General features: G+C 71.3%; 11 protein-coding genes. 4 read left to right on the forward strand and 7 right to left on the reverse strand.

The window, feature by feature from the left end; genetic code table 11:
• Positions 1-120 precede the first annotated feature (120 nt).
• Positions 121-924: a trans-aconitate 2-methyltransferase gene (locus ACGF8A_RS18690; RefSeq protein WP_393109411.1), complete on the reverse strand. Its 804-nt coding sequence runs from the start codon at positions 922-924 to the stop codon at positions 121-123.
• 72 nt (positions 925-996) lie between these two features.
• On the opposite strand from ACGF8A_RS18690, the gene tamR reads away from it, so the two are divergent.
• The gene (gene tamR, locus ACGF8A_RS18695) at positions 997-1,494 is read left to right on the forward strand and encodes a MarR family transcriptional regulator TamR (protein WP_393109413.1); all 498 of its coding nucleotides are present in this window, start codon (positions 997-999) and stop codon (positions 1,492-1,494) included.
• Positions 1,495-1,745: 251 nt separating this feature from the next.
• On the opposite strand, the gene ACGF8A_RS18700 is transcribed toward tamR, so the two are convergent.
• Positions 1,746-2,516, reverse strand: coding sequence for a LuxR C-terminal-related transcriptional regulator (locus tag ACGF8A_RS18700; protein ID WP_393109415.1), 771 nt, complete (start codon positions 2,514-2,516; stop codon positions 1,746-1,748).
• A gap of 298 nt (positions 2,517-2,814) precedes the next feature.
• On the opposite strand from ACGF8A_RS18700, the gene ACGF8A_RS18705 reads away from it, so the two are divergent.
• Positions 2,815-3,276: a GNAT family N-acetyltransferase gene (locus tag ACGF8A_RS18705; RefSeq protein WP_393109506.1), complete on the forward strand. Its 462-nt coding sequence runs from the start codon at positions 2,815-2,817 to the stop codon at positions 3,274-3,276.
• Positions 3,277-3,306: 30 nt separating this feature from the next.
• Here ACGF8A_RS18705 and galK read toward each other — a convergent pair whose 3' ends face one another.
• Genes galK through galT form a run of 3 tightly spaced genes read right to left on the reverse strand, consistent with a single transcriptional unit; the run spans position 3,307 to position 6,528 of the window.
• Positions 3,307-4,479 (reverse strand): galactokinase, encoded by a 1,173-nt coding sequence (galK, locus tag ACGF8A_RS18710; protein WP_393109417.1) that lies wholly within the window; start codon positions 4,477-4,479, stop codon positions 3,307-3,309.
• A gap of 28 nt (positions 4,480-4,507) precedes the next feature.
• The gene (gene galE / locus ACGF8A_RS18715; RefSeq protein WP_393109419.1) at positions 4,508-5,470 is read right to left on the reverse strand and encodes a UDP-glucose 4-epimerase GalE; all 963 of its coding nucleotides are present in this window, start codon (positions 5,468-5,470) and stop codon (positions 4,508-4,510) included.
• Positions 5,467-6,528 (reverse strand): galactose-1-phosphate uridylyltransferase, encoded by a 1,062-nt coding sequence (gene galT, locus ACGF8A_RS18720; protein ID WP_393109421.1) that lies wholly within the window; start codon positions 6,526-6,528, stop codon positions 5,467-5,469. Before galT ends, galE begins: the two co-directional genes overlap by 4 nt.
• 196 nt (positions 6,529-6,724) lie before the next feature.
• Here galT and ACGF8A_RS18725 point away from each other — a divergent pair, with 196 nt between their 5' ends.
• Together ACGF8A_RS18725 and ACGF8A_RS18730 are read left to right on the forward strand one after the other, a co-directional pair.
• Complete coding sequence (locus ACGF8A_RS18725; RefSeq protein WP_393109423.1) at positions 6,725-8,404, forward strand: sodium:solute symporter family protein; 1,680 nt, start codon at positions 6,725-6,727, stop codon at positions 8,402-8,404.
• A 21-nt stretch (positions 8,405-8,425) separates the two neighbouring features.
• A complete protein-coding gene (locus ACGF8A_RS18730) occupies positions 8,426-8,737 on the forward strand; it encodes a hypothetical protein (protein ID WP_393109425.1) in 312 nt (103 codons plus the stop codon).
• A gap of 166 nt (positions 8,738-8,903) precedes the next feature.
• Here the strand turns inward: ACGF8A_RS18730 and ACGF8A_RS18735 are convergent, their stop codons facing one another.
• Positions 8,904-9,593 (reverse strand): LuxR C-terminal-related transcriptional regulator, encoded by a 690-nt coding sequence (locus tag ACGF8A_RS18735; RefSeq protein ID WP_393109427.1) that lies wholly within the window; start codon positions 9,591-9,593, stop codon positions 8,904-8,906.
• A gap of 328 nt (positions 9,594-9,921) precedes the next feature.
• Positions 9,922-11,805, reverse strand: a complete 1,884-nt coding sequence (locus ACGF8A_RS18740) for a PQQ-binding-like beta-propeller repeat protein (protein ID WP_393109429.1) — start codon at positions 11,803-11,805, stop codon at positions 9,922-9,924.
• Positions 11,806-11,835 lie beyond the last annotated feature (30 nt).

Genomic DNA, 11,835 nt, shown 5'->3' on the forward strand with positions numbered 1-11,835 from the left:
CTTCGCCGCTTCGCCGTTTCGCCGTTTCGCCGTTTCGCCGGTTCGCCGTTTCGCCGTTTCGCCGTTTGGCTGGTGGCGCGTCGTCGTGGCTGATCACGCGGTTCCCCGCGCCCCTCATGATCATCGTTCCTCCTTGCGGGCGACCGCGAAGACGCGGCGGAACGGGAACGGTGTGCCGTGCCGGCCCCGTGGATAGGCCTCGCGGAGGGCGTTGCGGTACTCGTCCTCGAAGGCGCGCGCCGCGTCGGGGTCGTCGGCGAGGGCGGTGAGGACGGGGCGCAGGCCGGTGCCCTTCACCCAGTCCAGGACCGGATCCTCGCCGGTGAGGAGATGGACGTAGGTCGTCTCCCAGACGTCGGCTGTGCAGCCGAGGGCGGTGAGGTGTTCGAGGTAGGCCTCGGGTGTGAGGACGGCGTCACCGTGGCGCAGGGTGCCGGCCAGACGGTCCCGCCAGCGCGGGGACGCGGCCAGTTCGCGCATCAGGCGGTGGCTGGGGGCGTCGAAGTTGCCGGGGACCTGGAAGGCGAAGGTGCCGCCGGGGACGAGCCCGGCGAGCCAGTCCGCGAAACGGTCCGCGTGCCCGGGGACCCACTGGAGCGTGGCGTTGCTGAGGATGAGGTCGTACGGCTCACCGGGCGTCCAGGTGCGCAGGTCGGCGTGGGCGAAGTCGAGGCGGCCGACGCCGGCGTGCTCGGTTCGGGCCCGCCGGAGCATCTCCGGGGAGTTGTCGTAGCCGGTGACGCGGGCGGTGGGCCGGCGGGCGGCGAGCAGCGCGGTGAGGTTGCCGGGGCCGCAGCCGAGGTCGGCGATGCGGGGCGGGTCGTTGGGCGGCTCGGGAATGTGGGCCAGGAGGTCGGTGAAGGGTCGGGCACGGTGTCCGGCGTGCCGCAGGTACTGGGCGGGGTCCCAGGTGAGGTCGGCCATGTCCTCAGCTTGACCCCCAAGTATCTCGACGTCAAGAGACTTCATGTCGACACAACCACTACACTGATCGCCATGGAGGACGAGGTCGATCGGCTGGTCGCAGCGTGGCGCCGGGAGCGCCCGGACCTCGACGTGGAACCGCTGGAGGTGCTCAGCCGGGTGAGCCGGCTGGCCCGGCACCTGGACCGCGCACGTCGGCTGGCCTTCTCCGAGCACAGTCTTGAGCCGTGGGAGTTCGACGTCCTGACGGCGCTGCGCCGCGCGGGGACGCCGTACCAACTGTCTCCGGGGCAGTTGCTGACCCAGACCCTGGTCACCTCGGGCACGATGACGAACCGCATCGACCGGCTGGCGAAGAAGGGGCTGGTGGAGCGGCTGCCCGACCCCAGCGACCGGCGTGGCGTGCTGGTGCGGCTCACGGACGAGGGCCGGGACCGCGCGGACCAGGCCCTGGCCGGGCTGCTCGACCAGGAGCGGGCGATCCTCGCGGAGCTGTCGCGTACGCAGCGGGGGGAACTGGCGGGGCTGTTGCGGCAGTTGACCGCGCCGTTCGACAACATCCCGGGGTAGCGCCTGGCCGGCCGGGGTTCGCGGGGCGCGTCGGCTGTCGGGCGCGGGCAGCGTCGTTGGGGCGGTCGGTCGTCGGCTGCGGGCCGTTGTGGCTGGTCGCGCAGTTCCCCGCGCCCCCTTTACGGACGCCGCCCAGCCGGGCGTTCACATACGCCCCGCGTCTCCCTCGGCCGGTTGTCGGCTGCGGGCCGTTGTGGCTGGTCGCGCAGTTCCCCGCGCCCTTTGCGGACGCCGCCCAGCCGGGCGTGGACTCAGGCGCTGTTGCTTTCCTCCGGGGGGATTCTGGTGGCGGGGCCCAGGTCGGCCGGGCCCACGCCTGCGCGGCGGGCCAGGGCGACGGCGGCGAGGGTGGAGTGGACGCCGAGTTTGCCGAGGACGTTCTGCATGTGGGTGCGCACGGTGTGCGGGGAGAGGTAGAGGCGCTCGGCGACGGCCTTGCGGCCCAGGCCCGCGACCATGCAGCGCAGCACCTCACGCTCGCGCGGGGTGAGGGACTCGACCAGCCGTTCGCTCTCGGTGCGGTGCCTGCGGGCGGCGGTCAGTTCGCGCAGCACGCCGGTGAGCAGTGCGGGCGGCAGATGGGTCTCGTCGCGCAGCACGCCCCGGATGACGGTGAGCAGCCGGGACAGCGAGCAGTCCTTGGCGACCCAGCCGCTCGCGCCGGCCTGCAGGGCGAGCGCCGCACGCCGCGGGTCGTCCTTCTCGGCGAGCACCACGACCCGCACCCCGGGCTGTGCGACACGGACGCCGGCGACCAGGGAGATTCCGTCCACGACCCCGTCCCCGCCGTCCTGCACGGGCACCGCGGGCCGTATGCCGGGTACGGTGCCGCCCAGGTCGGCGTCGACGAGCAGCACGTCGAAGCGACGGCCCTCGGCGGCCGCGCGCTCCAGGCTGCGCACCGCGGCGGGACCACTGCCGGCCGCGGAGACGTCGACGTCGGGCTCGGCGGCGAGCGCCGCTGCGAGGGACTCGGCGAAGATGCGGTGGTCGTCGACGACCAGGACTCGGATGCGTACCACGAAACCCCCTTCCCCGAGCTCTCCAAGAGCAGGGGAACGCCCATCGACGGGGACCGGTGACCGGTGCGGGTACGACGCCCGAAGCGCTCCTGGGTTGTTGTGTGTCGCCGTTCCCCAGGACGGGGTCGCCGCAGCCGCACGGCCGCCGCCGTGCAGAAACTGCTACCCCCACTTCGGGCGTCGTACCCGACTTGTCTCGCCCCCTGAACAGCACCGGCCCCCACCGGTGCTTTCATCAGAGTACGGGCGGGAGGCAGGAGCGGAAGGCAATTTGCAGAACTGGCTGTCCGGCGCGTTTATGGTGAGCCGCATGTTTCGTCTTGAGACAGAAGTCGACAAGTCCCGGCGCGATCTTCTCCGTTCCCGGCTCCGCGACACCAATACGGCGGCCTCCCCGGTGCTGCGCGCCCTGCGCGACACGCCCGCCGCGCGCGAATCGCCCCTGCACGTCTGGGCGTTGGACGCCACCGGCGACCTGGCCGGCGGCCTGGTGGGGCACACCTGGGCGACCTGGCTGCACGTCACCTACCTCTGGGTCGACGGACGCCACCGGGGCACCGGCCTGGGCTCGCGCCTGCTGGCGGAGGCGGAGCGTGCCGCCCGCGAGGAGCGCCGCTGCACCGCCGCCCGCCTGGAGACCTGGGACTTCCAGGCCCCGGACTTCTACCGCAAGCAGGGGTACGAGGTGGTCGGCACGATCCCCGACTACCCGCCGGGCGTCACGGAGTTCACCCTGACCAAGGGTCTCGGAACCGGCTGACGGCGCCGCTGCCCTGCCGAGTACACCTACCTAGCGCAGCCGCCGCGCCCCCGCCGAAGGCACCGCTTCGAACACCCGGGGCGCAGTGAAGCCGGCGTTCGCGAACGCCTCCTGGACCGCCTTGGTGATGCCGTCGACGTCCGTCACCGCGGCGAGCACGATCGCCGAGCCGCCGAAGCCGCCACCCGTCATCCGGGCACCGAGGGCCCCGGCGGACAGGGCGGTGTCGACGACCAGGTCCAGCTCCGGGCAGGAGATGCGGAAGTCGTCCCGCAGGGAGGCGTGGCCCTCGGTGAGGACCGGGCCGATCGCCCTGGTCCCGCCGGACTCCAGCAGGGCGACGACACGTTCGACGCGCTCGTCCTCCGTGACGACGTGCCGGACGAGCCGGCGCACCTCCTCCTCGTCGCCGAGGCGGTCCAGCGCCGCGTCCAGCCCGTCGTAGGGGATGTCGCGCAGGGCGTCGACGCCCAGCAGGGCCGCGCCCTTCTCGCAGCCGGCCCGGCGTCTGCCGTACTCGCCGGTGCTGTGCTCGTGCTTGACGCGGGTGTCGACCACCAGCAGGCGCATCCCCTCGGCGGCGAGGTCGAAGGGGATCTGGCGCTGGGAGAGGTCGCGGGTGTCGAGGAACAGGGCGTGGCCGGCGGTGCAGCAGGCGGACGCGGTCTGGTCCATGATCCCGACGGGGGCGCCGACGTAGACGTTCTCGGCGCGCTGGCACAGGCGGGCCAGTTGCCGGCCCTGCAGGCCGAGGCCGTACAGGTCGTTCAGGGCGAGGGCGATCACCACCTCGAGCGCCGCAGACGAGGACAGGCCCGCGCCCGCCGGGACGGTGGCGGACAGGTGGATGTCCGCGCCGGTCACCTCGTGGCCCGCGGCGCGCAGCGCCCACACCACGCCCGACGGGTACGCCGTCCAGTTCCGGTCCGACTCCGGCTCCAGGGCGTCGACGCGCAGCTCGGCCACGCCGCCCTCGACGTCCGCCGAATGCAGTCGCAGGACGCCGTCCTCGCGCCGGGAGAGCGCGGCGACGGCGGTGTGCGGCAGCGCGAACGGCATCACGAAGCCGTCGTTGTAGTCGGTGTGCTCGCCGATGAGGTTGACCCGCCCCGGCGCGGCCCACACGCCCTGCGGGTCGGCCCCGTACAGCTCCCGGAACCGTTCGGCGACGGCCCCGGCGACCGTCTCACTGGCCTCGCTCATGCCCTGACCCCTGACCTTCCGTCCGTGTCTACTTGCCGCGCCGCTGCGTGAACTCCCAGGCGTCCGCGACGATTTCGGCGAGGTCCGCGCGGGAGGGGTGCCAGCCGAGCCGCTCGCGGGCGGTCTGCGCCGACGCCACCAGCACCGCCGGATCGCCGCCCCGGCGCGGGGCCACGACCTCGGGGACCGGGTGGCCGGTGACCTGGCGGACGGTCTCGACGACCTCGCGGACGGAGAAGCCGTTGCCGTTGCCGAGGTTGCAGATCAGGTGCTCGCCGGGCACGGCGGCGCCGACGGCGAGCAGATGGGCCTCCGCAAGGTCCGCGACGTGGATGTAGTCACGGACGCAGGTGCCGTCCGGCGTCGGGTAGTCGTCGCCGTAGACGGAGATCGCGTCGCGCCGGCCCTGGGCCACCTGGAGGACCAGCGGGATCAGGTGCGACTCGGGGTCGTGCCGCTCCCCGAACTCGCCGTAGGCGCCCGCCACGTTGAAGTAGCGCAGCGACACCGCGGCCAGTCCGTGCGCCTGCGCCTCACCGGTGATCATGTGGTCGACGGCGAGCTTGGAGGCGCCGTAGGGGTTGGTCGGCGCGGCCGGCGCGGACTCGACGATCGGGACCTCGCGCGGCTCGCCGTAGGTGGCGGCCGTGGAGGAGAAGACCAGCTTGCGCACCCCGGCCGCCCGCATGGCGGCGAGCAGCGCCATGGTGCCGCCGACGTTGTTGTCCCAGTACTTCTCCGGCTTCACGACGGACTCGCCGACCTGGGAGAAGGCGGCGAAGTGGAGCACCGCGTCGAAGGAGGAGTCCAGCCACTTCGCGGCGTCGCGGACGTCGCCCTCGACGAAGGAGGCACCGGCGGGCACGCCCTCACGGAATCCGGTGGACAGGTTGTCGAGGACGACGACCTCGTGGCCCGCCTCCAGCAGGTGCTGGGCGACCACGCTGCCCACGTATCCCGCTCCACCGGTGACCAGGTACTTCCCGCTCATGTACTAGCTACCTCTCGCAGTCGCTCGGCCGCGCGCTCCGGCGGCACGTCGTTGATGAACACGCTCATGCCGGATTCGGAACCCGCGAGAAACTTCAGCTTGCCGGAAGTTCGGCGGATGGTGAAAAGCTCCAGGTGGAGCGCGAAGTCGTCACGGCTGACGCCCTCGAACTCCGCCAGCGGGCCGAACGGCGCCTGGTGCCAGGCGGCGATGTACGGCGTCGGAGGCTCACCCTCGCCGAAGATCCGGTCGAAGCGCCTCAAGAGTTCCAGATGGACCTGGGCGAATTCCGAGCGCGCCGCCTCGTCCAGCGCGAGCAGGTCGGGCACCCGGCGGCGCGGGTACAGGTGGACCTCGTAGGGCCAGCGCGCGGCGTACGGCACGAAGGCCACCCAGTGTTCACCCGCAAGGACGACGCGCTCGCCGGCGAGCTCGCGCTCGACCACGGCGTCGAAGAGGTTCTCCCCGCCGGTCGCCTCCTTGTGGGCCGCGAGGGACCGGAGCATCAGGGCGGTACGGGGGGTGGTGAAGGGGTAGGCGTAGATCTGCCCGTGCGGGTGACCCAGGGTCACACCGATCTCCGCACCCCGGTTCTCGAAGCAGAAGACCTGTTCCACGGAGGGCAGATGGGACAGCTCCGACGTACGGTCCGTCCACGCGTCGAGGACCAGGCGCGCCTGCTCCTCGCTCAGGTCGGCGAAGGACGCGGTGTGGTCGGAGGTGAAGCAGACGACCTCGCAGCGCCCGAAGTCGCCGGCCAGCGACGGAAAGCGGTTCTCGAAGACGACCACGTCGTACGTCGGGTCCGGGATCTCGCTCAGCCGCTCTCCCCGCGACGGGCACAGGGGGCACTGGTCGGCCGGCGGGTGGTAGGTCCGGCCCTGGCGGTGCGAGGCGATCGCGACCGAGTCGCCCAGCAGCTCGTCGCGGCGGACCTCGGAGGTCGTGACGGTCCGCTCCAGCGGGCGGTGGTCGACCGCGTCGCGCACGGCGTCGTCCCGCAGGTCGTAGTAGATCAGCTCACGACCGTCGGCCAGACGGGTCGAGGTCTTCTTCACCGCGGACTCCTCTTTCGAGCCTTCGAGTCTTACCAGCCACCCACTCAACCAACATAACTCAACATACCAGAACACAACTCACCAGGGGACAGTCGGCATCACAATCAAACAGAGCTCGACATCGAACGTGTTCAATTAGCGAACGCCCAGGCGTAGTTTTCGCTCCGGATCAGTTCACGCAACGAAGCGAGTGCGTATGGAAACCCCCACATACCTGTCCGCCGAGCTACGGCTCCCCACCAACTGGCTCGACTACACGCTCCTCGGTATCTACTTCGTCGTGGTCCTCGGCATCGGCTTCGCCGCCCGCCGGTCGGTCAGGACCAGCCTCGACTTCTTCCTGTCCGGCCGCTCCCTGCCCGCCTGGGTCACGGGCCTCGCGTTCATCGCGGCCAACCTGGGAGCCACCGAGATCCTCGGCATGGCCGCCAACAGCGCGCAGTACGGCGTCTACACCACCCACTGGTACTGGATCGGCGCCATCCCGGCCATGGTCTTCCTGGGCCTGGTGATGATGCCCTTCTACTACGGCAGCAAGGTCCGCTCGGTCCCCGAGTTCCTGCTCCTGCGCTTCGACAAGCCGGCGCACCTGCTCTCCTCGATCCTGTTCGCCCTCGCCGCCATCCTGATCTCGGGCGTCAACCTCTACGCCCTCGCGATCGTCGTGGAGGCGCTGCTCGGCTGGCCGGAGTGGGTGGCCATCGTCGTCGCCGGCTTCTTCGTGCTCGCCTACATCACCCTCGGCGGCCTCTCCTCGGCGATCTACAACGAGGTGCTGCAGTTCTTCGTGATCCTCGCCGCCCTGATCCCGATCACGGTGCTCGGCCTGAAGAAGGCCGGCGGCTGGGACGGCCTGTCCGACACACTCACCGCCAGCCGCGGCGACGACTTCATGACCGCCTGGGGCGGTACGGGCATCGGCGACGCCAACCCGCTCGGCGCGAACTGGCTCACCATCGTCCTGGGCCTCGGCTTCGTCCTCTCCTTCGGCTACTGGACCACGAACTTCGCGGAGGTCCAGCGCGCGCTCTCGGCCAAGAACCTCTCGGCCGCCCAGCGCACCCCGCTGATCGCCGCGTTCCCGAAGATCTTCATCGTCTTCCTGGTGATGATCCCGGGGCTGGTCGCCGCCGCGCTGATCCCGCAGTTCGGCACCCCCGAGTCGGGCTACCAGTACAACGACGCGATCCCCTACCTGATGCAGGACCTGCTGCCCAACGGCGTCCTCGGCATCGCGGTGACCGGCCTGCTGGCGGCCTTCATGGCCGGCATGGCGGCCAACGTGTCGTCGTTCAACACGGTGTTCACCAACGACATCTGGGCCAGGTACGTGAAACGGGGCCAGGAGGACGCCTACTACGTGCGCTTCGGCCGCCTGATCACGGCGATCGGCGTGCTGGCCTCCATCGGCACGGCGTTCCTCGCGTCGTCCTTCTCGAACATCATGGCGTACCTCCAGACGCTGTTCTCCTTCTTCAACGTCCCGATGTTCGTCGTCTTCATCATCGGCATGTTCTGGAAGCGCGCGTCGATGAAGTCGGGCTTCTGGGGCCTGCTGGCGGGCACCACGGCGGCGATGGTCAACTACTTCGTGATCTACAAGGAGGGCGTCATCGACATCCCCTCCGACCAGGGCGCCAACTTCGTCTCCGCGATCGCGGGCTTCGTGGCCGGCGCGGTGGTCATGGTCGCCGTCTCCCTCTTCACCGCGCCCAAGCCCGAGCGGGAGCTCCAGGGACTCGTCTACGGCACCCGCTCGCCCGGCATGGCGGAGCCGCCCGCGGAGGGCGACGACGCGTGGTACCGCAAGCCCGCGCTGCTCGGCTGGGGCGCGGTGATCCTGGCTGCCGCCTGCTACATCCCGTTCTCGTTCTGACCGCGGGAGGATTGAGAGACCATGTCAGAGCACCACGAGTACTCCGAGGACGACGTCCTGCGCGAGGTCACCGAACTGGAGGGCAAGTCCGCCACGGCCGCCCGCCTCTTCGACATCCGCCGCATCATCGGCAGCCTGTTCGTCGTCTACGGCGTCATCGTCACCATCGTGGGACTCACGGACGACGAGGCGGCGATCGAGAAGGCCGAGGGCGTCAACATCAACCTCTGGACCGGCCTGGGCATGCTCCTGCTGGGCCTGTTCTTCCTGGCCTGGCTGAAACTCCGCCCCACGGCCCCACCGCCCCCACCCGAAACCCCCGACCAGCAGTAGCCCACCCACGCCCCGTCCCCACCCGGGGGACGGGGCACCGCAAAGCCACCACACGCCGGCACAGCCCCCACCCGCGTACGGCGAGACGGCGGGGCATGACCCGACACGACACGCACCGCTGGCGCTGCAGCGGGCCCCACGGGTCGGAAACAGGCCGCCGCAGGCGTCAGCCCTCGCCACCACGCCCCGGCAGCGGCCCCGCCCGGTCCAGCAACCCGGTGCGGGCCGCCAGGGCCGCGGCCTCCAGACGCGAGCCGACGCCCAGCTTCATCAGGACGCGCTGAACATGGGTGCGGGCCGTCGAGGGCGCGATTCCCATCCCCGCCGCGATCAGCCGCGTGTCCTCCCCTTCGGCCACCCGGACCAGCACCTCCACCTCCCTCGGCGTCAGCATCTCCAACAGCCGCTGCCCCTCGTCGTCCGGCTGCGCCGCGGGATTCAGCAGCTCACTGAACGCCCCCTGCAACAACTGCGGCGCCACCGCGGCCTCCCCCGCCCGCGCCTTCATGATCGCCCGCTCCACACCCTCGATGCGCTCGTCGTGCCGCACATATCCGGACGCCCCCGCCGCGAACGCCGCCGCGATCCCCCGCGGACTCGGCACCGGCCCCAGCACCAGCACCGCCACCTGCCCCCGCTCCCGCTTGATCCGCTGCACGGGATCGAACGCCCCCGCCTCGGCAGGCGTCGCCGTCCCCCACAGGCACACCTCCGGCGCCCGCGCGATCACCAGCTCCGCCGCCCCCACGGCCGGCGCCGCCGCGGCCAGCACCCGGTGCCCCCGCAGCTTCAGCGCCGAGGCCAGCGCCTCCGCGAGCAATCGGTGGTCGTCGACCACCATGAGCCGCACTCCCATCGAGATCCCCCCAGCCCCCAGTCCCAGTCCCAGCCCCAGTCCCCCGATGGACGCCCACTATGGATGCCCAGAGGTCCCCACGGACAGACCCAGAACCCACACGGAACACACCAAGTACAGCCCCCGGACGCCCGCCCCCCGGCATAGACGCCCGTCATGCCCCGGAAGCTACACGCTTGTTCGACGTCCCGCTGCCTCTACTCGTGAGAAGCGCCCCTGATCGCCGAAAATCCGCTCATTCGAGGGTGTTGAGCGGTAAGCGCGCGGCCCCGCCCCTGGACAGGGACGGGGCCGCACACCCGACGACGATGCCGACGACGCCAAGTCGTCAGCCACTCACCCCGAACGCGATGGCGAGGTACTCGTCCCCGCTCGCGGCCGACCCACTGACGTACACCTCGGACATGTACAACCGCCCCTGTGCGTAGAGCACTTCGCCGTACGCCGGCTCCTTGCCCGACTCCACGTCCCGCACCGAGTCGGTCCCGGGGTTCTCCATCAGCTTGACCTGCTCGAAGCTGCCGCCGTCGATGCTGACGATCTGCCCGCCCTTGTTGTAGGGCCCGCTCTTGTACGCGATCACGTTCCCGCCGTCCATCCGCAGCGGCGTCATCGTGTATCCGTCCCCGGCGTCCGCCCGCTGCCCGGTCTGCTTCCCGGTGGCAAGGTCGAACACGACGACCGAGTTCATCCGGCCGAGGTCACCGGAGCTGTCCTGCTCCTCCGTCGGCACGTACAGCCGGTCGTTGCCGACCGCGAGCCCGGTGCAGTCCTCGACCCGGGAGATCCCGTCGCAGTCGGCGGCGTAGGAGTCACCCGGCGCCGAGATCCGCGCCCGCAGCTTGCCCGTGCTGTTGTCCACGGAGAAGAAGTCCGAGATGCCGCTGCCGTCCCCGGCCGAGTCACCCACGTCGGCCGCGACCACCAGCGGTTCGGTCGACACGACGCTGGCGTACTCGATGCCCTTGGCCATCCTGTACTCCGAGATCACCTTCCCGGACTTCGGGTCGATGGTCTGGATGTGCAGCTCACGCGCCTCGTACTGCCCGCACTTGCGCACCGCGACCAGCTTGGCGCCGCCGCCGTACCCGGCGTCGTAGCAGGTGTCGCCGGGCTTCGGCGACCACAGCGACTTGCCGCTGGCGATGTCGAACGCGGCACCGCCGCTCGTGCTGCCCACGGCGACCGTGCCGGCGCTCACGGTGACGTTGTCGAAGTTGATCGCCTGGTCCCCGGAGTTGGCGGTCTTCGTCCACAGCTTCTTGCCCGCGTTCAGATCGATCGCCGCGACCTGGCTGCACCCCTCGGAGGAGTTCTTCGCGGGCATCCGGGGCTGGAAGACGACCGCCGTCCTCCCGTCGGCCGTCGCGTGCCGGGTGGCCTCGCAGACCGGCCCGGGCAGCGGGATCGTCCACAGCTCGGTGCCCTTGTCCCGGTCGTAGCCGACGATCTCGGCGACGCCGGCCTTGGCGTACACCTTGTCGGTGAGCCAGGAGCCGGAGACGACGACGGAGTCGTCCTTGTCGACCTCGGGCGCCGGGATCTGGAACAGCACCTTGGAGTTCGGGTCGGCGGGCACCTTCTCGGAGCCCTTGGAGGAGCCCTCGCCACCCTTGCCGTCACCCTTGCCGTCGCTGGAGCCAGCGGTGGCCCTGCCGCTGTCGGCGGACGACTTCGAGTACCAGACGCCGCCACCGATGATCAGCGCGATCGCCACGACGGCGGCCACGACGATGGCCACCTGCGCCTTGAGCGCCTGCTTGCCACCGCCCGGCTGACCCGGCTGCGGGTGCATCGGCACGGTCGGCTGCGCGTAGCCCGGTGCGGGCTGCCCGTACGGATGGGGCCCCGGCGCCCCGGGGTAGCCGTACCCGGGCTGCTGCGGTGGCGTCGGCGGGCTCTGCGGATACCCGTACCCGGGCTGCTGCTGCGGATATCCGTAGCCCGCCGGCGCCTGCTGCGCCTGCTGCGGCTGCTGCGGCTGCGGCTGCGGCTGCGGCTGAGGCTGCGGCTGCGGCTGCGGCTGCGGAGTGGGCGGTGCGGCGGGCGGCTGCGGCGCACCGAAGGCGGGCGGCTGCTGCGGCGGCTGGTCCTGGGGCCCCGGCTGGGACCCGGGCTGGGGCTGCGGCTGCTGCGGCGGCCGGGGCTGCGAAGGGCCGGGCCCATCCCCCTGCGGGGGCTGGTTGGGCGGCGGAGGCGGCGGCTGGGTCATGACGTGGGTACCTCGCGGAGACGGGGACGG

The sequence above is a fragment of the Streptomyces sp. NPDC047706 genome, assembly GCF_043204795.1.
Taxonomy (GTDB): domain Bacteria; phylum Actinomycetota; class Actinomycetes; order Streptomycetales; family Streptomycetaceae; genus Streptomyces.

Excerpts from the sequence above, each read along its gene's own strand:
- ACGF8A_RS18690 (WP_393109411.1), bottom strand. The coding sequence starts at position 924 with ATGGCCGACCTCACCTGGGACCCCGCCCAGTACCTGCGGCACGCCGGA.
- tamR (WP_393109413.1), top strand. The coding sequence starts at position 997 with ATGGAGGACGAGGTCGATCGGCTGGTCGCAGCGTGGCGCCGGGAGCGC.
- ACGF8A_RS18705 (WP_393109506.1), top strand. The coding sequence starts at position 2,815 with ATGGTGAGCCGCATGTTTCGTCTTGAGACAGAAGTCGACAAGTCCCGG.
- galK (WP_393109417.1), bottom strand. The coding sequence starts at position 4,479 with ATGAGCGAGGCCAGTGAGACGGTCGCCGGGGCCGTCGCCGAACGGTTC.
- galE (WP_393109419.1), bottom strand. The coding sequence starts at position 5,470 with ATGAGCGGGAAGTACCTGGTCACCGGTGGAGCGGGATACGTGGGCAGC.
- ACGF8A_RS18725 (WP_393109423.1), top strand. The coding sequence starts at position 6,725 with ATGGAAACCCCCACATACCTGTCCGCCGAGCTACGGCTCCCCACCAAC.
- ACGF8A_RS18730 (WP_393109425.1), top strand. The coding sequence starts at position 8,426 with ATGTCAGAGCACCACGAGTACTCCGAGGACGACGTCCTGCGCGAGGTC.
- ACGF8A_RS18735 (WP_393109427.1), bottom strand. The coding sequence starts at position 9,593 with ATGGGAGTGCGGCTCATGGTGGTCGACGACCACCGATTGCTCGCGGAG.
- ACGF8A_RS18740 (WP_393109429.1), bottom strand. The coding sequence starts at position 11,805 with ATGACCCAGCCGCCGCCTCCGCCGCCCAACCAGCCCCCGCAGGGGGAT.